The following is a 24108-nucleotide window of genomic DNA, read 5'->3' on the forward strand; positions in this document are numbered from 1 at the left end:
AATGGGCAGACAGCGGTTTAACTATGCAAATGCCTTGCGAACCGTGTCGTGGGAGAACTCGTTGGCGTGCAACTGGACCCATTCGAGGGCCAGGGTCTGGTTGTTCAGCTGTTCGCTTTGAGGTTCATGCTGACGGCAGTAACGTTCGATCTGGCAAACCTGCTCACCCATTCGTGCGCTAAACAGGGTCTGTTCGTCGACGAAGGCGATACCCACCAGATAGCTGCGTTTTCGTCGCAGACACCAGGCAACATAGCCCAGGTAACAGATCGTGGTGCTCAGGGTGGGCATGCGCACTTGAAGTGCGGTGCCCCTTCGCCATCCTCGGTGGTAATTGCAAGCCATGCCACCGAGGCTGATAGTGTGCAGCTGTTGCCGCGAAATGCACTCATGTTTGAGCAACGTTAATTCGACGGGTACATCGTCAGGATGAGGAAGATAACGTCCCATGAACACGGACTCCCTGTGTCGGCCATCTGACATCGTTTCTCCCAGTATAGTGGTTGAATCGGAACTGACCGATTTCGACGCCGATCAACGGCTGTTGGCGATGAGCGGCATTTCTCTGGTGATTTTTACCAGCGTCGGCTGCGCCAGTTGCCGTTTTGCCCGTGAGCAATTGCCCAGGTTCGATCTGGCGGTCGATCGACTGTGCTGGATCGATGCAGGGAGCAATGGCGGGGTGGTCGAGCGTTATCGGGTCTTTCATTTGCCGGCGCTGTTTGTGGTGCGCGACGGTGAGTTCTTCGGGGCACTACAGTCGCGTTTGACCCGCACGGCGCTCAACGAAGCCGTGGGTCAGGCGTTGAGTCGACAAGCAGAGGAGTTGCCATGACAGTGGCCAGGCCGACAATCGGCATTATCGGGACCGGCGCGATCGGTGGTTTCTACGGGCTGATGCTGGCGCGTGCCGGCTTCGATGTGCACTTTTTGTTGCGCAGTGAGTTTTCAGCGGTGGCTGAGCGAGGTTTGCATCTCGACCATGCATCGTTGGGCCCGTTGACCCTGAACCCGGTCCAGGCCTATTCATCGGCTGCCGACATGCCGCCGTGTGACTGGCTACTGGTGGGCGCCAAGACCACCAGTAACGCGGACCTGGCCCCCGCCATTATTCAAGCCGCGGCACCTGATGCCAAAGTGCTGTTGCTGCAAAATGGCCTGGACGTTGAAGACAGTCTGCGCAAGTTGCTCCCCGACTCGCTGCACCTGCTCGGCGGGCTCTGTCTGATCTGCGTTCATCGCGCCGGCCCAGGGATTATTACCCATCAGGCGCTCGGCGCCGTGAACGCCGGCTATCACAGTGGCCCCGTCGCCGATGAACAGGCACGCATGAGCATTGTCGAGGAGGGCGCCGGGCTGTTTCGCGCCGCCGGCATCGACGCCCAGGCCATGCCGAACCTGCACCAGGCGCGTTGGCAGAAACTGGTCTGGAACATTCCCTACAACGGCCTGTCGGTTCTGCTCGGGGCCAGCACCACGCCGTTGATGGCGGACGCCGACAGCCGCGCGCTGATTCAGGCCTTGATGGCCGAAGTGGTTCAGGGGGCCAAGGCCTGTGGTCACGACATGCCGTCGGGTTACGCCGATTATCTGTTCATGATGACCGAGAAGATGCCCGATTATTGGCCGAGCATGTACCACGACTTCCTGCACAAGCGGCCGCTGGAACTGGACGCGATCTACACTCGGCCACTGGCAGCGGCGCAGACGGCGGGATGTGAATTACCGCGAATCGAAGCCTTGTATCGCAGCTTGAGTTTTATCGATCGACGTAATCACTGAGTCGATCAACAGGAGAGGGAAGGGCATGGCAAATGTCATAGACGACAAACTGGTGCTGGCGATTTCTTCGCGAGCACTGTTCGACTTGAGCGAGAGTCACAAGGTTTATCTGTCGAGCGGCGTCGAGGCCTATCGGCAATATCAGATCGAACACGAAGACGAAATTCTCGAGCCCGGCGATGCGTTCCCGTTGGTCGAAAAACTCCTGAACCTGAACGCCAGTCTTGGCCGTGCCCGGGTCGAGGTGATCCTGGTGTCGCGCAACAGTGCCGACACCGGCCTGCGGGTTTTCAACTCGATCCATCACTATGGCTTGGCGATCTCGCGTGCGGCATTTGTCGGCGGGCGCAGTCCTTATCCGTACCTCAAGGCCTTTGGCTGCGACCTGTTTCTTTCGACCCATTCCGACGATGTGCGCAGTGCTCTGGATGCGGGTTTCGCCGCAGCGACTATTCTGTCGGGCGGTGCCAGTCGCGCCGCCAGCGATGAATTGCGCATTGCGTTCGACGGTGACGCGGTGCTGTTTTCCGATGAGTCGGAGCGGGTCTATCAGTCGGGAGGCCTGGCGGCGTTTCAGGCCAGTGAACGCGAGTCAGCCCGCGAACCTCTGCGCGGCGGGCCGTTCAAAGGCTTCCTCGCAGCGCTCAACCTTTTGCAGCGCGAGTTCCCCGATGATGCCTGTCCGATCCGCACCGCGCTGGTGACCGCGCGCTCGGCGCCGGCCCATGAACGGGTGATCCGCACCTTGCGCGAATGGGACATCCGTCTGGACGAATCGCTGTTCCTTGGAGGGCTGACCAAATCGGCTTTTCTCGAAGCCTTTGCCGCCGACGTGTTTTTCGACGATCAGGCCGGGCATTGCGAGCTGGCCCGCGAAGTGGTCGCCACCGGTCACGTGCCGCATGGCATCAGTAACGAGCCGTCGATTTAAAGCGCCGCGGTTCAATGCGTTGCGCCGAACGCCGCTCTCGCCACGGCACTGCTAAGCTGAATCAATCTCCGCCATGTTGGCATTAAAGGAGGTCACTATGATTCATTCGATGCTGTATGCCACCGACCTCGGTCTGTATGCACCTTTTGTGATGCAGCATGCGCTGGCACTGGCTCGAACATTTAATGCCGACCTGTATGTAGTGCACGCGGTTGAACCGATGGGGTTGTTCGCCGAATCGGTGCTTCAGAGTTACCTCGATGAGCAGGCCTTGAACGAGTTTCACAGTCAGGGTCTGAATACTGTGATCGCCAATATCCAGCAGCGGGTGCTCGACAGCTTTCGCGAAGAACTGGGGGATGAGGGGGAGCAGGACCTGGAACGGATTCGCGCAGTGCGGGTGCTGCAGGGCGATCCGGCGCAGGTGATTCTCGACCAGGCGCAGAAACTCTCCGTCGATTTGCTGATCGTAGGGAGTCACAGTCATGGCGCTGGCGCGGATACGCCATTGGGCCGAACCGCTGCGCGCGTGTTGCAACTGTCCAGGGTGCCGGTCTATCTGGTGCCGCTGATGGAGCGTCGTCGCAAAGGGGATCGCTAGGACACGAATAATGGCATTTTGATAAAAAAGTTCTAGATTTATTAATCAAACCATTAATATAGTTATATACCGTCGCTGATGCCCGTGGCGTCTACCTGCTTTGAGGGATTCATATGAAGCTTCAACAATTGCGCTACATCTGGGAAGTGGCGCATCACGACCTCAACGTTTCAGCTACAGCCCAAAGCCTCTACACCTCGCAACCGGGCATCAGCAAACAGATCCGTCTGCTGGAAGACGAATTGGGGGTCGAGGTTTTCGCCCGCAGCGGTAAGCACCTGACCCGGGTTACCCCGGCCGGCGAGCGCATCATCACCACCGCTGGTGAGATCCTGCGCAAAGTTGAAAGCATCAAGCAGATCGCCCAGGAGTTCTCCAACGAGAAAAAAGGCACTCTGTCGATCGCCACCACGCACACCCAGGCGCGTTATGCGTTGCCACCGGTAATCAGCAATTTCATCAAGCAATACCCGGACGTTGCCCTGCACATGCACCAGGGTTCGCCGATGCAGATCGCCGAAATGGCCGCTGATGGCACCGTCGATTTCGCCATCGCCACTGAAGCCCTGGAGCTATTCGGTGACCTGGTGATGATGCCGTGCTATCGCTGGAACCGCTGCGTGGTCGTGCCTCAGGGCCACCCGCTGACCAAGCTGTCGAAGCTGACCCTCGAAGCCCTGGCCGAATACCCGATCGTGACTTACGTGTTCGGTTTCACCGGCCGTTCGAAACTCGACGAAGCCTTCAGCCATCGCGGCCTGACACCGAAAGTGGTGTTCACCGCCGCCGACGCCGACGTGATCAAGACTTACGTTCGTCTGGGCCTGGGCGTGGGCATCGTGGCGAAAATGGCGGTCGACACCAAGCTCGATAGCGACCTGGTGGTGCTCGATGCCAGCGAGTTGTTCGAATCCAGCATTACCAAAATCGGTTTCCGTCGCGGTACGTTCCTGCGTGGCTTCATGTGCGATTTCATCGAGAAATTCGCGCCGCACCTGACCCGCGAAGTCATGGCCAAGGCCATTCAGTGCCACAACAAACAGGAACTGGAAGAGCTGTTCGACGGCGTCGAACTGCCGGTGCATTAATCGTCAATCGTCTTGCCTAGACCACCTCGGTAACAGAAAACTGTTGCCGAGCGCCCGCCACCAGAATCTCCACTTCATCCCCTTCGAACTTGCCCAGCAGGCTTTTGCCCAGCGGCGAGCGGGGGGTGATGACGGTAATCAGTTGCCCCACCAGATCAACCTTCAACCCTGCCGCGTCAGGAGCCAGGAACAGCCACTGCTCGCGACCCTTTTCGTCTTTCAGGCCGAGCAGGGCGCCGACTTCGATACCGCGCTGATCGTCATAAGGCCGCAGTGTCAGGTTCTGGCAAAGGGTCAATGACTGCCTGATTTCTTCCACTCGTCTGGCCTGTCCGGCCGCCAGGTAAGACGCCTCCAGCCCCAGCGTGTCGTACTTGTTTTCGGCTATGTTTTCTTCGTGGGTCGCGGTTTCGTAAGCGGTTTGCGCGGCCCGCTCGGCGATGTCGAGATCGATCCGCAGCTTGTCGATAATCAGTTGGTGGACGGTCGGCTTGTGCATAGAGAGCTTCATGATCAATCGCAGAATTGCAGGACGTTAGCGCGGCTTTTTTCGCTCGGCGCCGTTTGATTCTGCTGCAGCCAGAACTGGCATTTTGGATTGGACTGATTGTGTTTGCTGCTTCTGGCCTGTTCCACCATTTGCTGCTGTTCATTCCTGCGCAGGTGGTCCTCGTACTGTTCGAACATCGGGTTCTGCGGGGCAGGTTGCTCAATCACCGGTGGCTTGGCCAGTTGCTCTACCGCCTGGGCCAAGGGCGCCAATTGCTCGTTGAACAACAGGCGCCAGGCGAGCCAGCAAGTCAGTGCGATCGCGATGAATCCCAGCCACAAACCGAGGGCAATACTGCCGGTCAGTTGCAGCGCATTAAACTGGATCGGCAAGGGACGGCGCGGGTTGGGACGGTAGGGCATGACTGCCTCCTGGCGGGTAGTCGCGGGCAAGTGGCGATTGTCGCATGAAGATTAATCGCCGTCGGCTCTTCTGCGCGGGGTAATTTATGCGGACAATCGGCGCCTTTGCCAACGGGAGCCTGGAATGCCTGAAATGAAAACCCGCTGGGATATTTTTTGCACCGTGGTCGACAACTTCGGCGACATCGGTGTGACTTGGCGCCTGGCCCGACAACTGGTGGCCGAACATTCAGTGGCGGTGCGCCTGTGGGTCGACGACCTGCGGGCCTTCGAGCGTTTGTGTCCGGACATCGACATCAATGCTACGCAGCAATGGCAGCAGGGCGTCGAGGTGCGACAGTGGTCGGTCGACTGGCAGCCCACCGAAGCCGCTGATGTCGTCATCGCCGCATTCGCCTGCCAGTTGCCGAGTGCCTATATGGAGGCCATGGCCGAACGGGAAAAACCGCCGCTGTGGATGAACCTCGATTATCTGAGTGCCGAAGACTGGGTCGTCGGCTGCCACGGCTTGCCATCGGTGAAGTACAAGAACGTGCAGAAGTTCTTTTTCTTCCCGGGGTTCCGCAAGGGCACCGGTGGCTTGCTGCGTGAAAGCGGATTGCTGGAGCGGCGTCGGCAGTTTCAGCAAAGTCCGCAAGCTCAGCGAGAATTCCTGCAAGGCCTGGGGATTGATCGCGCACCGAATGCACAACTGATCTCCTTGTTTGCCTACGAAAATACCGGGCTGGCCAGTTGGCTCGACACGATGGCGGCTGATTCGACGCCGACTCATTTGCTGGTACCCGAAGGCCGGATTCTCGGCGACGTCGAACGCTGGCTCGGGTTGGATGGGCTGAAGGCCGGTGCGGTGCATGTGCGCGACGCCTTGACCGTGCAAGTGCTGCCATTTGTCCGACAGGATCAATATGACCTGCTGCTGTGGAGCTGCGATTTTAACGCCGTGCGCGGCGAAGACTCCTTTGTCCGCGCCCAATGGGCAGGTCGGCCGCTGCTCTGGCACATCTACCGGCAGGACGAAGACATCCATCTGGACAAGCTCGATGCTTTCCTGACCCTGTACACCCAAGGTCTGTCCGAACCTGCCCGCGAGGCGATCAGCGGTCTATGGCGGGCATGGAATGCAGGTGAGACAATGACGGATCACTGGAAATCAACCCGCAAACATTGGCCTGAACTGGAAAAACATGCCGAGACATGGTGTCTGGAACAAGCCTTGCAGGCAGATCTTGCCGCAGCGCTGGTACAGTTTTACCTAAATTGGATATGATACGCGGCCTAGATTTTTGTAAATCCCATCCAAATTCGGATATTCGCAATGAAAACTGGTAAAGAACTGAAACCCGGTACCGTGATCCGTCTCGAAAACGATCCTTGGCTGGTTCAGAAAGCTGAATTCACCAAGTCGGGTCGTAACAGCGCGATCATGAAGACCAAGCTGAAAAACCTGCTGACCGGTTACAAGACCGAGATCGTTTACAGCGCCGACGACAAGCTGGACGACGTAATCCTCGACCGCAAAGAAGCGACCCTGTCCTTCATCAGCGGCGACACCTACACGTTCATGGACACCACCGACTACACCATGTACGAGCTGAACGCTGAAGACATCGAAGCCGTTCTGCCTTTCGTTGAAGAAGGCATGACCGATGTTTGCGAAGCGATCTTCTTCGAAGAGCGTCTGGTTTCCGTAGAACTGCCGACCACTATCGTGCGTCAGGTTGACTACACCGAAGGTTCCGCTCGCGGTGACACTTCCGGCAAGGTGATGAAGCCTGCCAAACTGAAGAACGGTACCGAACTGTCGGTTGCTGACTTCATCGAAATCGGCGACATGATCGAGATCGATACCCGCGAAGGCGGTTCCTACAAAGGCCGTGCTAAATAAGCACAGCTTCAGGAATGAAAAAGCCCGACCATTGAGTCGGGCTTTTTTGTGCGTTTTTTTCAGAAAAGCGCCAACTCTTGTAGGAGCGAGGGGTGTGTTATTTCTTCAGGTGTTGCTTGAGTTCTTCAGATGCCTGCAACATCGCCGAACGCACCGCGGGCACCTGGCTCACTACGTTGAGCAAACCATAGTCGTGGATCATGCCGTTGTAGCGCACCGCCGTGACTGCTACGCCAGCCGCGTCGAGTTTACGGGCGTAGGCTTCACCCTCATCGCGCAGTACATCGGCGCTGGCCGTCTGTACCAGAGCGGGTGGCAAACCCTTGAGTTGCGCGGTGGTCGCCCGCAGCGGTGAGGCGTAGATCTCGTTCCGCTGTTTGGCGTCGGTGGTGTAGTTGTCCCAGAACCACTTCATCATGTTTTTGGTGAGGAAGTGCCCCTCGGCGAACTGGTTATAGGACGCCGTCTCGAAGCTGGCATCAGTCACCGGCCACAACAAGACCTGGAACCTGATCGCCGGTATGCCTTTATCTTTGGCCATCAGCGCAACCACAGCCGCCATGTTGCCACCGACGCTGTTGCCGGCCACGGCCAGACGTTTGCCGTCGACGTTGATCTCTTTACCGTGCTCGGCCACCCACTTCGTCGCGGCGTAAGCCTGGTTGATTGCCACCGGGTAATGCGCTTCCGGCGACGGGGTGTAATTGACGAACACCGCCGCTGCACCCGACCCCGTTACCAAGTCCCGAACCAGCCGTTCGTGGGTCAGGAAATCCCCCAGCACCCAGCCACCGCCGTGGAAGAACATGAACACCGGCAGCTCGCCTTTGACCCCGGCCGGCCGAACGATAGTCAGGCTGATCGGTTGACCATCGACCTGGATAGTCTTCTCGCTGACGTCGACTTTTGGCAACGTCAACTTCACCCCGGCCTGTGCACCCACCAACACCGCGCGGGCATCGGCAGGAGTGAGCTGCTCGATCGGTTTACCGGTGCCGGCATTCAGCACGTCGAGGAACGCCTGGGTGTTGTGTTCAACCCCATTGCCTGCGAATGCACTGTTGATGGACAGGGCGAGGAGAGTACCGGTCAAGACTTTGCTGAAAGTGTTCATATCCATTTCCTGTTCGACCTTGGAGTCAGCGGTTAGACGGTGACGTGCAGGCGCACATCGACGTTGCCACGGGTGGCGTTGGAGTACGGGCAGACTTGGTGGGCGGCTTCTACCAGGCTTTGTGCATCGGCTTGTTCAAGACCCTGCAAGCTGATGTGCAGATCGATGTCCAGACCGAAACCGCCAGGGATCAGGCCGATGCCGACATGGGCGGTGATCGATGCGTCGTCCGGGATTTTGCGTTTGGTTTGGCTGGCGACGAATTTCAGCGCACCGATGAAGCAGGCGGAGTAGCCAGCGGCGAACAGTTGTTCAGGGTTGGTTGCTGCGCCGCCCGCACCACCGAGTTCTTTAGGCGTGGCGAGTTTGACGTCGAGAACGTTGTCGCTGGAGATCGCACGACCGTCACGGCCGCCGGTGGAGGTTGCGATTGCGGTGTAGAGAGTTTGCATGGTGTGAGCCTCGTTCGGGTTTGTGTGTTTTGCGCTAAATGTTTGCGCGCTAAGTAAGTGCGAGGTGAATGTAGCTCGCTAGTATTTAGCGCGCAAGATAAATTTTCGAAAAAATTTGTTTTGAAGCGCAACCCAGCAATTCGATTGGTGAGGAGAGGCTTGAGATAGAGGCTTTCGTGTGGGTTTTTGCGAGGTGAAATTTTTTGCGACGGGGAGGACGCCATCGCGGGCAAGCCTCGCTCCCACAGTTTTTGTGTCATTTACAAATTATGTTATCGACCGAAACCTGTGGGAGCGAGGCTTGCCCGCGAAGAACGATAACGCGGTCTAAAGACTATCTTGCAGATGACTACGCAGCGCTTGAAGATCCGCTTGCAGCTTCTTCAACTGTTCCAGCGTTTGCCCACTGGCGCCGAGGATGCACTGGGGAATGCCCCGTGCCTTGTCTCGCAGTGCACGGCCTTGCTCAGTCAGTTCGACAATCACCACCCGTTCGTCTTCACGGCTGCGGGTGCGGCTCAGCAGGCCTTCGGCTTCCAGGCGCTTGAGCAGCGGGGTGAGGGAACCGGGATCGGTCAGCAGTCGGGTGCTGATTTCGCCGACCGTCAACCCATCCTTTTCCCACAACACCATCATTGCCAGATACTGCGGATAGGTCAGGCCCAGCGCTTGGAGCAACGGCTTGTAGACCTTGGTCATCAGCAGCGAAGTGGAATGCAGGGCGAAGCAGACCTGATTGTCCAGCAGCAGGTCGTCGCAGTTATCCGGGTTGTTGCGCTCGGTGTTCATTTCAAAGCCTTGATCAGTGATCGTCATGAATCTAGCGGGCGAATCTTTAATGCGCCAGATAATTCTGGACTAGTGGCGGTCCAGGTTGGTTTGCAGCGCCAGATCCCACGGCGGGATGGGGCTGAAACGGGTCTTCAGGTATTCCAGCAACAAGCGGCTGCGCGAACTGGGTTGCTGCTCCAGGCGCAACGCATAAATGCCGGTGCTTTCCGGTTTTGGCAGACCGTTTTCGCAGAACAGCGGCTGCAGTTCGCCGCGTAATAAATATTCGCTGGCCAGCCAGGTCGGCAAATGCGCGATGCCCAACCCGGCCAGTGCGCCGCAGACCAGTGCCTCGGCATTGTTGGCGCTCATGCGGATTCGCGCTGGCCGGTGCAAGTGCATCTGTCCATCACGCTCGAAGCGCCAGGCGAAGGGCGGAGCCAAGCCTTCCCAGTCGAGGCCATCATGGTCGACCAACTGCGCAGGGTCGGTCGGCACGCCACGGCGTTGCAGGTAATCGGGGCTGGCGCAGGCGATGCGCACCATACTCGCCAGCGGCGTCGCCACCAGCCGGGTGTCGGCCATCTGCCCGGCACGTAACACCAGATCGACCTTGCCCAGATTCGAGCCCTGCATGTCGACAAAGCTGTCGATCAGGTGCAATTGCACGTCGAGGCCAGGATAAAGCATCAGGAAATCGGCAATCACCGGCGCCAGGTGTCGGCGTCCGAACGCTGCGGGCGCATCCACCCGAATCAAACCTTCCGGCGCACTGCTAAGAGACACCGCTTCCGCACGGGCCAGACGCAATTCAGCGACGATCCGCCGCGCACGCTCGGCAAAAGCCAGACCGGCCGGGGTCGCGCGCACGGCATGGGTGCTGCGAATGAACAACTGGCTGCCGACGGCGCTTTCCAGGCTATCAATGCGTCGCGCCACAGCCGAAGGTGTCAAGGGATGGCGTCGGGACGCGGCGGAAAAACTGCCGCTTTCCAGCACATCGAGAAACAGGCCAAGTTGTTCGGTTAATTGATTGGGGTTCATGGTTCGTCGGTGCTTGTGCGAAATTGGCACAGCCATTGTGCGTTGCTGTGCGTTTCCCCGCCAGAGCCGACTGCGTAGGATGAACACCCTCACAAAAGGAAATCGCCTGTGATTGAGTTCATGTTGTATCTGGTTTTTGGCGCGGCCTTGGGAACCCTCGGCGGCCTGTTCGGCATTGGTGGCGGGTTGGTCGCGATCCCGCTGCTGGGCGTGTGGTTCGGTCTTGATCAGCAAATTGCCCAAGGCACGGCGCTGGTGATGGTGGTGCCGAACGTGATGCTGGCGCTGTGGCGCTATCATCAGCGCAATCGCATCGAATTGCAGCATGCGCTGCCACTGGCCTCGATGGGGTTCTGCTTTGCCTGGATCGGTTCGATCTGGGCGGTGGGCATCGATGCGCAAACCATGCGCTTGGGCTTCGTCGCTTTTCTGATCGCGCTGTCGGCCTACAACCTGATGCGAATGTTCACCACCAATGCACCGGCCTCTTCGCAGATGCGCTATTCCTGGCCGTGGCTGGGTGTGCTCGGCGCGGCTTCCGGGACCATGGGCGGACTATTTGGAGTGGGCGGGGCGGTGGTGGCAACGCCGGTGTTGACCAGCCTGTTCGGTACCACCCAGGTGGTTGCCCAGGGATTGGCGCTGGCGCTGGCGTTGCCAAGTACGGGCGTCACCCTGGCGACTTATGCGGTGCACCATCAGGTGCATTGGGCGATCGGTGTGCCATTGGCGGTCGGTGGATTGATGAGCATCAGTTGGGGCGTGAGAATTGCCCACGCATTGCCGGAGCGGCTTCTGCGTGGGCTGTTCTGTGGTTTTCTGGTGGTCTGTGCGGTGATGCTCGCGTTTAAAGTTTGAAGCCTTCGACGATGTGTTCGGCCAGGCATTCGGTGATCGGCGAAGGGTTGTTCAGGTTGCGGATCAGCATGATGCTGGCTTCCGGCAACAGCGGCAGGTCTTCGTTGGCGCCGAGGATGCGCATGTCCGGGGTGATCAGGCTTTCCAGTTGCGCGGTGATCGCCAGACCCGCGCTGACCACGGCCATCAACGCCGACAGGCTGGAGCTGTTGTAGGCAATCCGGTAGTCGCGGCCCATGGCGTCCAGGGCATTGCATGCCCAGAGGCGGCAGAAACAATCACTGTTGAACATCGCGAGAGGCAGCGGCGTCTGCTCATGGGCGTTGAAGCATTGGGCTTCGGCCCAGACAAAACGCTCCTTGCGCAGCAGTTGACCGATCTCGTTGCCCGGCTCGCGGGTAACGATGGACAGGTCCAGGTCCTGACGCTGCAACAGTTGCCGGGTCGATTCGCAGTGAACCTCGATCTGGATCAGGGGGTAGAACTGCGCGAAGCGCGACAGGATGCCCGGTAGAAAGCGCATGACGTAATCGTCGGGTGTGCCGATGCGCACCGTGCCGACCATGTGCGGTTCGCGCAGGGTATTGAAGACTTCGCTGTGGAGTTTGAGGATGCGCCGCGCATAGCCCAGCAATACCTGACCTTCGGCGGTCAACTTGACCTGACGTCCGTCGCGTTCGAACAACTGGCGCTGCAACACGTCCTCTTCGAGGCGCTTCATCTGCATGCTCACCGCGGACTGGGTGCGGTTGACCATTTCACCGGCGCGGGTAAAGCCGCCCTGGTCGGCGATCGCGACGAAGGTGCGCAGGACATCGGTGTCGATACTGGGGTAGGCGGACATTCATCAATCTCCGAGATGCATTCCATCAGAAACATTCGTTGGATTGATCTTATCGCTGGAGCGAGACTGGATCCATCCCTAAAGGAGGGCTACACGATGAAAGGTCACAACGAGCATGTAACGCAAGAAAAATTCTCAATCCACGCGGTATCCGATCTGCTGCACAAGTTTAGTCGCTGGTACGAACTTCACCGTGAACGTGAAATGCTGGCGGGCTTGAGCGACGAAGCACTGAAGGACATCGGCGTGACCCGTGCGGATGTGGAACATGAGGTAGTAAGACCGTTCTGGGATGATCCGATGCATAAATGATGATGCCATTGCTACACAAACCACTTTCGGGTGAGGTAGGTTGCGAGCAGACAAGGAGATGCTCATGCCCGCCACACAGTCCTTTTCCCTCAAACAGGCTCGGCGTCTGGCGCTGGCTGCCCAAGGATTCAACGGGCGCCAGCCGCCGGCGACGATCAAACCGGTTCAGCTCAACCGGCTGATCGAACGCTTGGGCATTCTGCAGATCGATTCGGTCAATGCGTTGGTGCGTTCGCACTACCTTCCCTTGTTTTCCCGTCTTGGCAATTACTCATCCGACTTGCTTGATCAGGCTGCCTGGAGTCAGGGCCGTCGGCGCACGTTGTTCGAATATTGGGGGCACGAAGCGTCGTTGCTGCCCTTGTCGATGTACCCCTTGATGCGCTGGCGCATGCTGCGCGCGACCCGCGGCGAAGACATCTATCAACAACTGGCGCGCTTCGGTCGTGAGCAGCAAGCCACGATTCGCCGCGTGCTGGCGTCGGTTCAAGAACTCGGTGCGCTGGGCGCGGGCAGCTTGTCGACCCGGCAGGAGCGGGCAGGGCCGTGGTGGGACTGGAGCGCGGAAAAGCATGCGCTGGAATGGTTGTTCGCCGCCGGTGAAGTGACCGTGGCGGGGCGGCGCGGGTTCGAACGGCTTTATGATTTGCCGGAGCGGGTTATTCCTTCGGCGATTCTTCAGCAGCCTTTACTCAGTGAGGCCGAGGCTCAGCGCGGGCTATTACTGCACGCCGCCACGGCTTTGGGTGTCGGCACGGAAAAGGACCTGCGGGATTATTTTCGCTTGAGCCCGGCAGACAGCCGGCCGCGTCTGGCGGAACTGGTCGAGGCGGGTGATCTGCTGGTCTGTAAGGTTGAAGGCTGGCGGCAACCGGCCTATTGCCTGGCAGAGCCGAAAGTGCCGCGCAAGATCGAGGCGAGTGCGCTGCTTTCACCGTTCGATTCGCTGATCTGGGAGCGCAGCCGTACCGAGCGGTTATTCGATTTTCGTTATCGGCTGGAGATTTATACGCCACAGCACAAGCGCGTCTATGGCTATTACGTATTGCCGTTTTTGCACCATGAGCGGATTGCCGCGCGGGTCGACTTGCGCGCAGAGCGAGCGTTGAGCCGGTTGGCGGTGCATGCCGTGCACGAAGAAGAGCCTGGGCTGGATGAGGCGGGGATGCTGGCGTTGGCGGTCAATTTGCGGCAGATGGCGGATTGGTTGGGGCTGGCGCAGGTTCAGTTGAATTGCCCGCGGGCGAGTGCGGCGCGGTTGCGGGTGGCATTGGCACAGATTGATGGTGATTGAGCTGACGCCATCGCGGGCAAGCCCGCTCCCACAGGGTTAGCGCTGAACCTGTGGGAGCGGGCTTGCCCGCGATGGCGGCCTGTCAGGCAATAAAAAACCTACTGACTCACCGCCGAACCTGCTTCAACGTCTCGGCAATCAAAAACGCCAATTCCAGCGACTGATCGGCATTCATCCGTGGGTCGCAGTGGGTGTGGTAACGGTCCGACAACCCATCCTCGGTAATCGGCCGCGCGCCGCCGATGCATTCGGTGACGTTCTGCCCGGTCATTTCGATGTGGATGCCGCCGGCATAACTGCCTTCCGCCTCGTGAACCTGGAAGAACTGTTTCACCTCGCCAAGGATCTGCGCGAAGTCGCGGGTCTTGTAGCCGCTGCTGGCCTTGATGGTGTTGCCGTGCATCGGGTCGGAGCTCCAAAGCACCTGCTTGCCTTCGCGCTGCACCGCGCGGATCAGCTGCGGCAGGTGATCGCCGACCTTGTTCGCGCCCATCCGCGCAATCAGGTTCAGGCGACCCGGATCGTTGTCCGGGTTGAGCACATCGATCAGGCGAATCAGGTCTTCGGGGTTCATGCTCGGGCCGACCTTCACGCCGATCGGGTTGTGCACCCCGCGCAGGAATTCGACATGCGCGCCGTCCAATTGACGGGTCCGGTCGCCGATCCACAGCATGTGGGCCGAGCAATCGTAGTAATCGTTGGTCAGGCTGTCGCGACGCACGAAGGCTTCTTCGTAGTTCAGCAGCAGCGCTTCGTGGGCGGTGAAGAAACTGGTTTCGCGCAGTTGCGGCGAGCTGTCCATGCCGCAGGCGCGCATGAAGGCCAGGGTTTCATCGATGCGATCGGCCAGGTGGCTGTACTTCTCGGCCAGCGCCGAGTTGGCGATGAAGTCCAGGTTCCACTTGTGCACCTGATGCAGGTCTGCAAAGCCGCCCTGGGCGAAGGCGCGCAACAGGTTCAGGGTCGCGGTGGACTGGTGATAAGACTGCAGCAAACGCTCTGGATCCGGCACGCGGCTTTTTTCGTCGAAACCGATGCCGTTGACGATATCGCCACGGTAGGCCGGCAGTGTCACGCCGTTGATGGTTTCATCGTTGGCCGAACGGGGTTTGGCGAACTGGCCGGCCATGCGTCCGACTTTGACCACCGGGCAACCGGCGGCAAAGGTCATGACGATCGCCATTTGCAGCAACACTTTAAACGTGTCGCGAATTTTCGCGGCGGAGAATTCGGCGAAGCTTTCGGCGCAGTCGCCGCCCTGCAACAGAAACGCCCGGCCCTGGGTGACTTCGGCAAACTGACGACGCAATTCCCGCGCTTCACCGGCAAACACCAGTGGCGGATAGCTCGCCAGGGTTTGCTCGACATGCAGCAAATGCGCCGCGTCGGGGTATTGAGGTTGTTGCTGGATCGGCAAGGCGCGCCAGCTGTCGGGGCTCCAGGGTTGGCTCATCGCAGTCTCTAGTGTTTTACGCTCGGACGGTTATGTTATCAGCAATTAGTGCGTGACCTGTTCCCGTCGCATCGCGGACAATCGCGCCTTTGCCGCTTTATGTTGCGGTTTATAGCGTTGCCGGGGCCGGTGACGATCAGGAGACGAAATGACTGAGGAGCGCGTCGAGCATCTGCTCGCCGAGGTACAGGATGAATTCGGCGTGATTCGCGTGCTGGAAGTGGCCGATTACCGTTTTCTGGAGTTCGGTGATGCCATCGAACAGAGCTGCGTGTTCACCGCTGACCCGAGCTGGCTCGAGTACGATTACACCCGGGCGATGCTGATTGGTGCACTGTGCCACGAACAACCGGAAAGCGCGCTGTTCCTTGGGCTCGGCGCCGGTACCCTGACTCAAGCCTGTCTCAAGTTCCTGCCGCTGGAAGATGTCGAAGCCATCGAGCTGCGCCCGGATGTCCCGCGCCTGGCCATCGAATACCTCGGGCTGGATGATGACCCGCGATTGTACATCCGCGTTGGCGATGCCCTGGAATTGCTCGATACGGCTGAACCGGCCGATCTGATTTTCGTCGACCTCTATACCGATGTCGGGCCGGGTGTCGGGCATCTGGCCTGGGGGTTTCTGGAAAACTGTCAGAAGCGTTTGAATCCGGGTGGCTGGCTGGTGATCAACCAGTGGGCCACCGATGATGGTCGACCGTTGGGGGCGGCGTTGTTGCGCGGTCTGTATCACCGGCATTACTGGGAACTGCCGGTGAAGGAGGGCAACGTGATTCTGATCGTGCCGTCTGAGCTGGATCAGGAACTGGATATGGATGGGCTGATCGCGCGCGCTGAAGGCCTGGCGCCGCGATTGGGGTATTCGTTGCAGTCGTTGATCAAGGCGATTCGGCCTGCGACATAGATTGTTATTGTTCTTTAGGGCCTCTTCGCGCGGGCAAGCCTCGCTCCTACATACAGGATGCGCGCAACCATTGTAGGAGCGAGGCTTGCCCGCGAAGGCTTTCTACCCGCCAACACATGCCTCAAACTCCTTTGAAAACGCCCGGCCGCTTCTCGATCATCGACCGCACACCCTCCTTGGCATCCTCGCTGTTCAGCAATTTCTTCACCAGCGCTGGCAATGCCTGAGCTGCCGCCATTTCACCCTCATAGCGGGACTGCCTGGCCGACATCAGCGTCGCCTGGACCCCAAGCGGCGCCTGCCGGGCAATCCGCTCCGCCAATTCAATGGCCCGCGGCAACAAGTCCTCGCTGGCCATGACCTCCTGCACCAACCCCAGACGCAAGGCGTCATGAGCATCGAACTCATCGCCGGTAAGCAACCAGCGCATCGCATTGCCCCAGCCGGCGACCTGATGCAGGCGCAAGGTGGCGCCGCCGAACGGGAAGATTCCGCGCTGCACTTCCTTCTGGGCAAAACGAGTATTGCTGGCGCACAGGTTGATGTCGGCAGCCAGCATCAACTCAATGCCAACGGTCAGGCAGTAGCCTTTCGCCGCGACAATCACTGGTTTGCTGACCCGGGGGCCTGCGAGCACGCCCCATGGATCGCAGCCTCCGGGCGGTGCCTGCCAGCCTTCGGCGAGGGCCGCGCCGGCGCTGATCAGATCGAGCCCGGCAGTGAAATGCTCGCCATGGCCGAACACCACCGCGACCCGCGCTTCGCTGTCGGCCTCGAACTCGCCATAGGCCAGACTGAGTGCGTTGAGCAGGTCGAGGTCGAAGGCATTGCGTTTGGCCACCCGATCCAGACCGATCATCAGGACATGACCGTGTCGTTCACGGGTTACACGACTGGGGCTGGGCTGATTCATGGGACATTTCCTCGGGTGGGGAAGGGGGTGTCAGACCGAAGGTCTGCGTCGCTAGAGTGAACCGTTTTAGCGCCATCGTCAGCAGGGCCGGGCCTTTGCAAAATAGACCGTCGCACAATTATCCGAAAAGCCCGTGACACAACGGTATGCGCCGGTTTTTTCCGATAAAAAAAGCTCCCTTTTCGGGCGAATTCCGGTATAGTGCGCGCCGGCCTTTAACCGGGCCGCGTTTAGGTAGCGCAATTCCCCGAAGCCAGCTTCGGCTGCACGTCCGCACAGCGGACTCTTCCTTGACGAATCTTTTTCATTCATTCGTTTTCGCAAATCCCCGCCGACAAAGCAGCCAGGGCGACTCTTGAGTCTTACACGGCATGCGCAGCTTTGGAGCATGGGTCTTTGCGGATGCACTTAGAGGCAGACCCATGACCCAGGAAACCGGCGGCTTCGCCGCTTTTAATCTTAATCCGAATATTCTTGCAGCTGTCATTGCGACCGGCTACGAAGAACCTTCGGCTATTCAGCAGCAATCGATCCCGATCATCATGGCCGGTCACGACATGATTGGTCAGGCGCAAACCGGTACGGGTAAAACCGCCGCGTTCGCCCTGCCGATCCTGCACCGCATCGATCCTGCCAAGCGCGAGCCGCAAGCCCTGATCCTGGCGCCAACCCGTGAGTTGGCGCTGCAAGTAGCAACCGCTTTCGAAACCTACGCCAAGCAAATGCCGGGCGTTACCGTTGTGGCCGTTTACGGCGGCGCGCCTATGGGCCCACAACTGAAAGCAATCCGTAATGGCGCACAGATCGTTGTCGCCACGCCGGGCCGTCTGTGCGACCACCTGCGTCGTGACGAAAAAGTTCTGGCTACCGTGAACCACCTGGTTCTCGATGAAGCCGATGAAATGCTCAAACTGGGTTTCATGGACGACCTCGAAGTTATCTTCAAGGCTCTGCCTGCAACCCGTCAGACCGTATTGTTCTCGGCTACCCTGCCGCAGTCGATCCGTGCCATTGCCGAACGCCATCTGCGCGATCCGCAACACGTGAAGATCCAGACCAAGACTCAGACCGTTACCGCGATCGAACAGGCTCACCTGTTGGTTCACGCTGACCAGAAGACCTCGGCTGTATTGAGCCTGCTGGAAGTGGAAGATTTCGACGCCCTGATCATGTTCGTGCGCACCAAGCAAGCGACCCTGGACTTGGCCAGTGCCCTGGAAGCCAAAGGCTACAAAGCCGCTGCGCTGAACGGTGACATTGCTCAGAACCAGCGCGAGCGCGTGATCGAATCCCTCAAGGATGGCCGTCTGGACATCGTTGTGGCGACCGACGTTGCCGCTCGTGGTCTGGACGTTCCGCGTATTACTCACGTGTTCAACGTCGACATGCCGTACGATCCTGAGTCCTACGTTCACCGTATCGGCCGTACTGGCCGTGCCGGTCGCGAAGGTCGTGCCCTGCTGCTGGTGACTCCTCGTGAGCGCCGCATGCTGCAAGTGATCGAGCGTGTAACCGGTCAGAAGGTTGCCGAAGTTCGTCTGCCGGACGCCCAGGCCGTTCTTGATGCCCGCATCAAGAAACTGACCAACAGCCTGTCGCCGCTGGTAGCTGATGCCGAATCGACTCATGGTGATCTGCTGGATCGCCTGACCGCCGACATCGGTTGCACCCCGCGTGCACTGGCCGCTGCTCTGCTGCGCAAGGCAACCAATGCTCAGGCGCTGACCCTGGCCGCAATCGAGAAAGAACGTCCGTTGGTGCCGAACAATGCACCGCGTGGCGATCGTCCAGAGCGTTCCGGTGATCGTCCGGACCGTGGTGATCGCGAGCGTCGTGCTCCGGTTCCATTGGCCGAAGGTCGTGCTCGTTGCCGTACCGCGCTGGGTGCGCGTGATGGTATCGCTGCCAAGAACCTGCTGGGCGCTATCCTGAATGAAGGCGGTTTGGCGCGTGAAGCCATCGGCCGCATCCAGGTGCGTGACAGCTTCAGCCTCGTCGAGCTGCCGGAAGATGGTCTGGAGCGTCTGCTGACCAAACTGAAGGACACTCGCGTTGCCGGTAAGCAGTTGAAGCTGCGTCGCTATCGCGAAGATTGATCCGCTGTCGAGCTGATTGATCGAACATAAAAAATCCCCGACTGGTTCGGGGATTTTTTTTGCCTGATCGTTCCCACGCAGAGCGTGGGAACGATCAAGTGTCAGCCAAAACGATAAATATCCATCCCCAGCGCACCCATAGTGAAGCCCTGATGGGCCACGCTGAACTCACCCCCGGCCGCGCGGGCAAAGTACAGCGGCAGCAGATGCTCGTCGCTCGGATGGTTGCGCACAGCATTCGGAGCTTGCTGACGATAATCGTGCAATGCGGCTTCGTCATTCGTTTCAAGCTTCTCAATCATCCAGTCGCGGAACGCCTTGGCCCAGGGTTCGACGCTTTCCGGGCCGGCGTGCCAGTCCAGTTCGCGCAGGTTGTGGGTGATGCTGCCGGAGCCGATCAACAGCACACCGTGTTCGCGCAGGCTGGCCAAGGCATGGCCGACGCGGGTTTGCAGGGCCGGGCCGCCACGGGTGGGCAGCGAAACCTGCACCACCGCAATGTCAGCCTGCGGATACATCAACGACAAGGGCACCCAAACGCCATGGTCGAACGGTCGCTGGGTGTCGATGCGCACCGGCAGGCCATCGGCCTTCAACAGTTCGACCACCTCCGCCGCCAGTTGCGGATTGCCGGGTGCCGGGTATTGCACCTCGAACAAGGCCTGCGGAAAACCGCCGAAGTCATGCCAGGTTTCAGGCTGGGGGTTGCCGCTGACCAGCAGTTCGCTGCTTTCCCAGTGCGCAGAAACCATCACGATGGCCTTGGGTTTCGGTAATGCTGCGGCCAGACGCGCGAGAGCCGGCCCGCTGGCGCCGGGTTCCAGGGCTAGCATCGGGGAGCCATGAGAGATATACAGGCTGGGGAACATGAATGAGCTCCTGAGAGTAAGATGGCACCATCTTCAGTCAGATCATTGATCTAAATCTAATATAAGTTTTAGGGTCTTTTGATCGAATTTTTCGGGGTTAATTTTATGCAGCCGGAGTTTTGGCACAAACGATGGGCGTCGAATCAGATCGGCTTTCATCTGCCGGAAGTGAATCCTTATCTGCAACGGTTCTGGCCAGCGTTGGGCCTGGAAGAGGGCGCCCGCGTGCTGGTGCCGTTGTGTGGGAAAAGTCTGGATCTGTTGTGGCTGGCGCATCAAGGTCATGAGGTCTTGGGGATTGAGCTGTCGGAAAAGGCCGTGGAGGATTTCTTCAATGAGCATCAATTTGACCCGGACGTCAGTGAGCAGGGGCCGTTCAAGGTCTACCGTGCCGGTTCAATCGAGTTGTGGTGTGGAGATTTCTTTGAGCTGACGGCAGGCGATGTCGCCGACTGCAGCGGGCTGTATGACCGCGCGGCATTGATCGCCTTGCCGCCGGCGATGCGTGAGCAATATGCCGAGCATCTGAAGCGGATTCTTCCGAAGGGTTCACTGGGGCTGTTGATTACCCTGGATTACGACCAGACGCAAATGGCCGGGCCACCATTTGCTGTACTTGATGACGAAGTGCAGCGGTTGTTCGGGGCGACGTGGGAAATGAAGATTTTGGAGGATCAGGACGTTCTGGGCGAGAGCTGGAAGTTTCTTGAGGCCGGTGTCACGCGGCTTGAAGAGCGGGTTTATCGGGTTTCCAGTTTATAGATTTGTGTTATTTGTACCGGCCCCATCGCGAGCAGGCTCGCACATTAGGCAGCGTCCGCCTGAGCGACTCGATCCACTGTGGGAGCGAGCCTGCTCGCGATGGGGTCAGATGAGCACCACAACATCCAAACAGACAAAAAAAGGCCCGCATCACTGCGGGCCTTTTCTTTTGGTGCGGAGCCTGTCAGCCCCGACGACGCAATGCGTCAATACGCTCTTCCAGCGGCGGGTGGCTCATGAACATGCGGGCGAACCCTTGTTTGAGACCACCGTTGATGCCGAAGGCATTCAGGGTGTCCGGCATGTGCACCGGCAGCCCTTGTTCTGCACGCAGACGCTGCAGGGCACCGATCATTGCGCTGGTACCTGCCAGGCGTGCGCCGGCATCGTCGGCACGGAATTCGCGTTTGCGCGAGAACCACATGACAATCGCGCTGGCCAAAATGCCCAGGACCAGTTCAGCGAAGATAGTCGCCACGTAGTAGGCAATGCCTTGGCCTTCTTCGTTCTTGAAGATCACCTTGTCGACAAAGTTGCCGATGATCCGGGCGAAGAACATGACGAAGGTGTTCACCACGCCCTGGATCAAGGCCAGGGTGACCATGTCGCCATTGGCCACATGGCCGATCTCATGGGCCAGAACGGCTTTCACTTCATCCGGCGAGAAACGCTCGAGCAGGCCTTGGCTGACCGCGACCAAGGCGTCGTTCTTGTTCCAGCCGGTGGCGAAGGCGTTGGCTTCATAGGCCGGGAAAATCCCGACTTCGGGCATCTTGATCCCGGCTTCGCGGGACAGTTGCTCGACGGTTTGCAGCAGCCATTGCTCGTGCCGGGTGCGCGGCTGGCTGATGATCTGGGTGCTGGTGCTCATTTTCGCCATCCACTTGGAGATGAACAGCGAGAACAGGGAACCGGCGAAACCAAAGACCGCACAGAAAATCAGCAGCTGATTGAGGTTGAGATCAACCCCGTTGGCCGCCATGAACCCGTTGAAGCCGAAAAGGCTCAGGGTGATGCTGGCAATCAGCACGACCGCCAGGTTAGTGGCCAAGAACAGCAAAATGCGCATCATGGTTGTAGAAATCTCCTCGTGCTAAAGATGTAGCGTACTGCGGGGTATATAAGGTGCTGCACCGGGCTATTCAACCGGGTGACTATTTCAAACTGTGTCCTACAGCAGCAGTCTAGCTGTTTGAAGGGCATTTCCGACGTCGGCATGGGAAACGGTTATCAGCCAATTAGCGTTGCAGGCCCCCGCCGTTGTTAGGCGCGGGCATGAAACGTGTCGTCAGTCAGCGCTTGAAACAACGGTGCAGGGCAGGGGGCAAAGATATGTTGCTGAATTAATCACCGTGCGACTTTCGCAAGCGTCGCACGGTGACAGGCCACTTACTGGCGGTAGGACTTGAGGAAGTTGCCGATCCGGCCGATGGCCTGATCCAGGTCATCGAGTCGTGGCAGGGTGACGACGCGGAAGTGGTCCGGCCATGGCCAGTTGAAGGCCGTGCCCTGTACCACCAGCAGCTTCTCGGAGAGCAGCAGGTCGAGTACGAATTTCTCGTCGTTGTGGATCGGACAGACTTTCGGGTCGATCCGCGGGAACGCATACAGTGCGCCCATCGGCTTGACGCAGCTCACGCCCGGAATGTCGTTGAGCAGTTCCCAGGTACGATTGCGCTGTTCCAGCAGACGCCCTTGTGGCAGCACCAGATCATTGATGCTCTGATAGCCGCCCAGCGCAGTCTGGATGGCGTGCTGGCTCGGCACGTTGGCACACAGGCGCATGTTGGCCAGTATGTCAATGCCTTCGATGTAGCTCTGGGCATGATGTTTGGGGCCGGAAATGGCGACCCAGCCGGAACGGAAACCAGCCACGCGATAGGATTTGGACAGACCGTTGAAGGTCATGCACAGCAAATCCGGTGCCAGCGAGGCGGTGCAGATGTGCACGGCATCGTCGTACAGGATCTTGTCGTAGATTTCGTCGGAGAACACCACCAGGTTGTGCTGACGGGCCAGTTCAAGCATGCCCAGCAGTACTTCTTTCGAATACACCGAGCCGGTGGGATTGTTCGGGTTGATGATTACAAGGGCCTTGGTGTTCGGGGTGATCTTGGCCTTGATGTCAGCCAGGTCCGGCCACCAATTGGCCTGCTCGTCGCACAGGTAATGCACCGGGTTGCCGCCTGCCAGGCTTACTGCGGCAGTCCACAACGGATAGTCGGGAGCCGGCACCAGCACTTCGTCGCCGTTGTTGAGCAGGGCCTGCATCGACATCACGATCAGCTCGGAAACGCCATTGCCCAGATAAATGTCTTCAATGCCGACGCCTTCCACCTGCTTTTGCTGGTAGTACTGCATCACGGCCTTGCGAGCGCTGAACAACCCCTTGGAGTCGCTGTAGCCCTGGGCGGTTGGCAGATTGCGGATCACATCCTGAAGGATTTCATCCGGCGCTTCGAAACCAAAGGGCGCCGGGTTGCCAATGTTCAGCTTAAGGATGCGATGACCTTCCTCTTCCAGGCGTTTGGCGTGCTTGAGCACTGGGCCGCGAATGTCGTAGCAGACGTTGGCGAGCTTGTTCGATTTGCTGACCTGCATGGCGATGTGTTCCCGAAAATGAACGATCCAGGCGGCGTATGAACGACCGTACTGGGAATCCTGCGTATTCACACAGGCCTGACGCCTTGAGTGGCGGCACCCATAATCTGTTTGAATGCGCGTGGTCTGGCTGCCAGACTGGCGTTTGACGAGGCGCAATCATACGTGCCGCCCGATCCGTGGAAAAGGTACAGATCGGGCTTTTTCAGCTGCTGAGGTGTGATCATGGAAAAGTTGGAAAAAACCCTGGAAGAATGGCGTGAAATGCTCGATCCGGAGCAGTACAACGTTTGCCGCCTCAAGGGCACCGAGCGGCCGTTCTCCGGTAAGTACAACGACAGCAAGGTCGACGGTGTTTACCACTGCATCTGCTGCAAAGCGCCCCTGTTCGACTCAAAGACCAAATTCGATTCCGGCTGCGGCTGGCCGAGCTTCTACGCGCCGATCGGCGACAGCGCGATGGTCGAGATCCGTGATGTCAGCCACGGCATGATCCGCACCGAAGTGGTCTGCGCCACATGCGATGCGCACCTTGGGCATGTGTTTCCGGACGGTCCGCCACCCACTGGCCTGCGTTATTGCATCAACTCGGTGTGCCTGGACCTCGTTCCCCGCGAATAAT

The 24108-nt window shown here is 58.9% G+C and carries 27 protein-coding genes; 14 read left to right on the top strand and 13 right to left on the bottom strand.

The genetic code is table 11. From position 1 onward, the window contains the following. Positions 1-21: 21 nt before the first annotated feature. Positions 22-450, bottom strand: a complete 429-nt coding sequence (locus tag MMG91_RS13690) for a PilZ domain-containing protein (protein ID WP_310659895.1) — start codon at positions 448-450, stop codon at positions 22-24. Between MMG91_RS13690 and MMG91_RS13695 the strand changes: the two genes are divergently transcribed. From MMG91_RS13695 to cysB, 5 genes are all read left to right on the top strand, one after another. Then, entirely contained in the window at positions 449-835 is a 387-nt protein-coding gene (locus MMG91_RS13695) for a co-chaperone YbbN (protein WP_305446389.1), read from the top strand. The genes MMG91_RS13690 and MMG91_RS13695 overlap by 2 nt on opposite strands. Then, positions 832-1782 (top strand): putative 2-dehydropantoate 2-reductase, encoded by a 951-nt coding sequence (locus MMG91_RS13700; protein ID WP_310659896.1) that lies wholly within the window; start codon positions 832-834, stop codon positions 1780-1782. Before MMG91_RS13695 ends, MMG91_RS13700 begins: the two co-directional genes overlap by 4 nt. A gap of 25 nt (positions 1783-1807) precedes the next feature. Further along, a complete protein-coding gene (locus MMG91_RS13705; RefSeq protein WP_305446387.1) occupies positions 1808-2713 on the top strand; it encodes a 5'-nucleotidase in 906 nt (301 codons plus the stop codon). Positions 2714-2810: 97 nt separating this feature from the next. Further along, positions 2811-3314, top strand: a complete 504-nt coding sequence (locus MMG91_RS13710; protein ID WP_310659897.1) for a universal stress protein — start codon at positions 2811-2813, stop codon at positions 3312-3314. A gap of 113 nt (positions 3315-3427) precedes the next feature. Further along, a complete protein-coding gene (gene cysB, locus MMG91_RS13715) occupies positions 3428-4402 on the top strand; it encodes an HTH-type transcriptional regulator CysB (RefSeq protein ID WP_007899921.1) in 975 nt (324 codons plus the stop codon). A gap of 16 nt (positions 4403-4418) precedes the next feature. On the opposite strand, the gene MMG91_RS13720 is transcribed toward cysB, so the two are convergent. After that, positions 4419-4901, bottom strand: a complete 483-nt coding sequence (locus MMG91_RS13720; protein ID WP_310659898.1) for a transcription elongation factor GreAB — start codon at positions 4899-4901, stop codon at positions 4419-4421. Positions 4902-4915: 14 nt separating this feature from the next. Next, positions 4916-5314: a hypothetical protein gene (locus MMG91_RS13725; RefSeq protein WP_305502760.1), complete on the bottom strand. Its 399-nt coding sequence runs from the start codon at positions 5312-5314 to the stop codon at positions 4916-4918. Positions 5315-5438: 124 nt separating this feature from the next. Here MMG91_RS13725 and earP point away from each other — a divergent pair, with 124 nt between their 5' ends. Continuing rightward, positions 5439-6581, top strand: a complete 1143-nt coding sequence (gene earP / locus MMG91_RS13730; RefSeq protein WP_310659899.1) for an elongation factor P maturation arginine rhamnosyltransferase EarP — start codon at positions 5439-5441, stop codon at positions 6579-6581. 48 nt (positions 6582-6629) lie between these two features. Continuing rightward, positions 6630-7199 carry an elongation factor P gene (locus MMG91_RS13735; RefSeq protein ID WP_007943632.1) on the top strand — a complete coding sequence of 190 codons (570 nt, stop codon included), beginning with the start codon at positions 6630-6632 and terminating at the stop codon, positions 7197-7199. 97 nt (positions 7200-7296) lie between these two features. Here the strand turns inward: MMG91_RS13735 and MMG91_RS13740 are convergent, their stop codons facing one another. The 4 genes from MMG91_RS13740 to MMG91_RS13755 form a co-directional block, all read right to left on the bottom strand. Then, complete coding sequence (locus tag MMG91_RS13740; RefSeq protein ID WP_310659900.1) at positions 7297-8313, bottom strand: alpha/beta hydrolase; 1017 nt, start codon at positions 8311-8313, stop codon at positions 7297-7299. A 32-nt stretch (positions 8314-8345) separates the two neighbouring features. Then, a complete protein-coding gene (locus MMG91_RS13745) occupies positions 8346-8765 on the bottom strand; it encodes an organic hydroperoxide resistance protein (RefSeq protein ID WP_310659901.1) in 420 nt (139 codons plus the stop codon). A gap of 327 nt (positions 8766-9092) precedes the next feature. Further along, positions 9093-9554, bottom strand: a complete 462-nt coding sequence (locus MMG91_RS13750; protein WP_007899914.1) for a MarR family winged helix-turn-helix transcriptional regulator — start codon at positions 9552-9554, stop codon at positions 9093-9095. Between the two features lie 69 nt (positions 9555-9623). Beyond that, a complete protein-coding gene (locus MMG91_RS13755; protein ID WP_305446380.1) occupies positions 9624-10580 on the bottom strand; it encodes a LysR family transcriptional regulator in 957 nt (318 codons plus the stop codon). Between the two features lie 108 nt (positions 10581-10688). Between MMG91_RS13755 and MMG91_RS13760 the strand changes: the two genes are divergently transcribed. Then, positions 10689-11438 carry a sulfite exporter TauE/SafE family protein gene (locus tag MMG91_RS13760; RefSeq protein ID WP_305502756.1) on the top strand — a complete coding sequence of 250 codons (750 nt, stop codon included), beginning with the start codon at positions 10689-10691 and terminating at the stop codon, positions 11436-11438. On the opposite strand, the gene MMG91_RS13765 is transcribed toward MMG91_RS13760, so the two are convergent. After that, the gene (locus MMG91_RS13765; RefSeq protein WP_052964013.1) at positions 11428-12282 is read right to left on the bottom strand and encodes a LysR substrate-binding domain-containing protein; all 855 of its coding nucleotides are present in this window, start codon (positions 12280-12282) and stop codon (positions 11428-11430) included. The two genes, MMG91_RS13760 and MMG91_RS13765, sit on opposite strands and share 11 nt — an antisense overlap. A 96-nt stretch (positions 12283-12378) precedes the next feature. On the opposite strand from MMG91_RS13765, the gene MMG91_RS13770 reads away from it, so the two are divergent. Beyond that, on the top strand, positions 12379-12594 hold the full coding sequence (locus MMG91_RS13770) for a DUF1127 domain-containing protein (protein ID WP_105343284.1): 216 nt from the start codon (positions 12379-12381) through the stop codon (positions 12592-12594). Between the two features lie 64 nt (positions 12595-12658). Then, entirely contained in the window at positions 12659-13888 is a 1230-nt protein-coding gene (locus MMG91_RS13775) for a winged helix-turn-helix domain-containing protein (RefSeq protein WP_310659902.1), read from the top strand. A 106-nt stretch (positions 13889-13994) separates the two neighbouring features. Here the strand turns inward: MMG91_RS13775 and MMG91_RS13780 are convergent, their stop codons facing one another. Continuing rightward, positions 13995-15341, bottom strand: a complete 1347-nt coding sequence (locus tag MMG91_RS13780) for a class II 3-deoxy-7-phosphoheptulonate synthase (RefSeq protein WP_008009408.1) — start codon at positions 15339-15341, stop codon at positions 13995-13997. Between the two features lie 148 nt (positions 15342-15489). Here MMG91_RS13780 and MMG91_RS13785 point away from each other — a divergent pair, with 148 nt between their 5' ends. Beyond that, the gene (locus MMG91_RS13785) at positions 15490-16245 is read left to right on the top strand and encodes a spermidine synthase (protein ID WP_305425867.1); all 756 of its coding nucleotides are present in this window, start codon (positions 15490-15492) and stop codon (positions 16243-16245) included. 121 nt (positions 16246-16366) lie between these two features. On the opposite strand, the gene MMG91_RS13790 is transcribed toward MMG91_RS13785, so the two are convergent. Continuing rightward, complete coding sequence (locus tag MMG91_RS13790) at positions 16367-17158, bottom strand: crotonase/enoyl-CoA hydratase family protein (RefSeq protein WP_305502754.1); 792 nt, start codon at positions 17156-17158, stop codon at positions 16367-16369. Between the two features lie 422 nt (positions 17159-17580). Here MMG91_RS13790 and MMG91_RS13795 point away from each other — a divergent pair, with 422 nt between their 5' ends. After that, a complete protein-coding gene (locus MMG91_RS13795) occupies positions 17581-19254 on the top strand; it encodes a DEAD/DEAH box helicase (RefSeq protein WP_095078676.1) in 1674 nt (557 codons plus the stop codon). 101 nt (positions 19255-19355) lie between these two features. Here MMG91_RS13795 and MMG91_RS13800 read toward each other — a convergent pair whose 3' ends face one another. Further along, positions 19356-20123: a class III extradiol ring-cleavage dioxygenase gene (locus tag MMG91_RS13800; protein WP_310659903.1), complete on the bottom strand. Its 768-nt coding sequence runs from the start codon at positions 20121-20123 to the stop codon at positions 19356-19358. 105 nt (positions 20124-20228) lie between these two features. Between MMG91_RS13800 and MMG91_RS13805 the strand changes: the two genes are divergently transcribed. Then, a complete protein-coding gene (locus tag MMG91_RS13805; RefSeq protein ID WP_310659904.1) occupies positions 20229-20885 on the top strand; it encodes a thiopurine S-methyltransferase in 657 nt (218 codons plus the stop codon). Between the two features lie 184 nt (positions 20886-21069). Here the strand turns inward: MMG91_RS13805 and htpX are convergent, their stop codons facing one another. After that, positions 21070-21957 (bottom strand): protease HtpX, encoded by an 888-nt coding sequence (gene htpX / locus MMG91_RS13810; RefSeq protein ID WP_008075669.1) that lies wholly within the window; start codon positions 21955-21957, stop codon positions 21070-21072. A gap of 317 nt (positions 21958-22274) precedes the next feature. Beyond that, on the bottom strand, positions 22275-23486 hold the full coding sequence (locus tag MMG91_RS13815; RefSeq protein WP_223483802.1) for a pyridoxal phosphate-dependent aminotransferase: 1212 nt from the start codon (positions 23484-23486) through the stop codon (positions 22275-22277). A gap of 225 nt (positions 23487-23711) precedes the next feature. Between MMG91_RS13815 and msrB the strand changes: the two genes are divergently transcribed. After that, positions 23712-24107: a peptide-methionine (R)-S-oxide reductase MsrB gene (gene msrB, locus MMG91_RS13820; protein WP_305446374.1), complete on the top strand. Its 396-nt coding sequence runs from the start codon at positions 23712-23714 to the stop codon at positions 24105-24107. The last annotated feature ends 1 nt before the right edge of the window (position 24108 follow it).

The organism is Pseudomonas sp. JL3, from assembly GCF_031570575.1.
Lineage (GTDB): Bacteria > Pseudomonadota > Gammaproteobacteria > Pseudomonadales > Pseudomonadaceae > Aquipseudomonas > Aquipseudomonas cucumis.

Excerpts from the sequence above, each read along its gene's own strand:
- htpX (WP_008075669.1), bottom strand. The coding sequence starts at position 21,957 with ATGATGCGCATTTTGCTGTTCTTGGCCACTAACCTGGCGGTCGTGCTG.
- cysB (WP_007899921.1), top strand. The coding sequence starts at position 3,428 with ATGAAGCTTCAACAATTGCGCTACATCTGGGAAGTGGCGCATCACGAC.
- MMG91_RS13795 (WP_095078676.1), top strand. The coding sequence starts at position 17,581 with ATGACCCAGGAAACCGGCGGCTTCGCCGCTTTTAATCTTAATCCGAAT.
- MMG91_RS13690 (WP_310659895.1), bottom strand. The coding sequence starts at position 450 with ATGGGACGTTATCTTCCTCATCCTGACGATGTACCCGTCGAATTAACG.
- MMG91_RS13700 (WP_310659896.1), top strand. The coding sequence starts at position 832 with ATGACAGTGGCCAGGCCGACAATCGGCATTATCGGGACCGGCGCGATC.
- MMG91_RS13725 (WP_305502760.1), bottom strand. The coding sequence starts at position 5,314 with ATGCCCTACCGTCCCAACCCGCGCCGTCCCTTGCCGATCCAGTTTAAT.
- MMG91_RS13790 (WP_305502754.1), bottom strand. The coding sequence starts at position 17,158 with ATGAATCAGCCCAGCCCCAGTCGTGTAACCCGTGAACGACACGGTCAT.
- MMG91_RS13720 (WP_310659898.1), bottom strand. The coding sequence starts at position 4,901 with ATGCACAAGCCGACCGTCCACCAACTGATTATCGACAAGCTGCGGATC.
- MMG91_RS13815 (WP_223483802.1), bottom strand. The coding sequence starts at position 23,486 with ATGCAGGTCAGCAAATCGAACAAGCTCGCCAACGTCTGCTACGACATT.
- MMG91_RS13785 (WP_305425867.1), top strand. The coding sequence starts at position 15,490 with ATGACTGAGGAGCGCGTCGAGCATCTGCTCGCCGAGGTACAGGATGAA.
- MMG91_RS13710 (WP_310659897.1), top strand. The coding sequence starts at position 2,811 with ATGATTCATTCGATGCTGTATGCCACCGACCTCGGTCTGTATGCACCT.
- MMG91_RS13735 (WP_007943632.1), top strand. The coding sequence starts at position 6,630 with ATGAAAACTGGTAAAGAACTGAAACCCGGTACCGTGATCCGTCTCGAA.
- MMG91_RS13800 (WP_310659903.1), bottom strand. The coding sequence starts at position 20,123 with ATGTTCCCCAGCCTGTATATCTCTCATGGCTCCCCGATGCTAGCCCTG.
- MMG91_RS13755 (WP_305446380.1), bottom strand. The coding sequence starts at position 10,580 with ATGAACCCCAATCAATTAACCGAACAACTTGGCCTGTTTCTCGATGTG.
- earP (WP_310659899.1), top strand. The coding sequence starts at position 5,439 with ATGCCTGAAATGAAAACCCGCTGGGATATTTTTTGCACCGTGGTCGAC.
- MMG91_RS13770 (WP_105343284.1), top strand. The coding sequence starts at position 12,379 with ATGAAAGGTCACAACGAGCATGTAACGCAAGAAAAATTCTCAATCCAC.
- MMG91_RS13745 (WP_310659901.1), bottom strand. The coding sequence starts at position 8,765 with ATGCAAACTCTCTACACCGCAATCGCAACCTCCACCGGCGGCCGTGAC.
- MMG91_RS13695 (WP_305446389.1), top strand. The coding sequence starts at position 449 with ATGAACACGGACTCCCTGTGTCGGCCATCTGACATCGTTTCTCCCAGT.
- MMG91_RS13705 (WP_305446387.1), top strand. The coding sequence starts at position 1,808 with ATGGCAAATGTCATAGACGACAAACTGGTGCTGGCGATTTCTTCGCGA.
- MMG91_RS13780 (WP_008009408.1), bottom strand. The coding sequence starts at position 15,341 with ATGAGCCAACCCTGGAGCCCCGACAGCTGGCGCGCCTTGCCGATCCAG.
- MMG91_RS13805 (WP_310659904.1), top strand. The coding sequence starts at position 20,229 with ATGCAGCCGGAGTTTTGGCACAAACGATGGGCGTCGAATCAGATCGGC.
- MMG91_RS13775 (WP_310659902.1), top strand. The coding sequence starts at position 12,659 with ATGCCCGCCACACAGTCCTTTTCCCTCAAACAGGCTCGGCGTCTGGCG.
- MMG91_RS13750 (WP_007899914.1), bottom strand. The coding sequence starts at position 9,554 with ATGAACACCGAGCGCAACAACCCGGATAACTGCGACGACCTGCTGCTG.
- msrB (WP_305446374.1), top strand. The coding sequence starts at position 23,712 with ATGGAAAAGTTGGAAAAAACCCTGGAAGAATGGCGTGAAATGCTCGAT.
- MMG91_RS13765 (WP_052964013.1), bottom strand. The coding sequence starts at position 12,282 with ATGTCCGCCTACCCCAGTATCGACACCGATGTCCTGCGCACCTTCGTC.
- MMG91_RS13740 (WP_310659900.1), bottom strand. The coding sequence starts at position 8,313 with ATGAACACTTTCAGCAAAGTCTTGACCGGTACTCTCCTCGCCCTGTCC.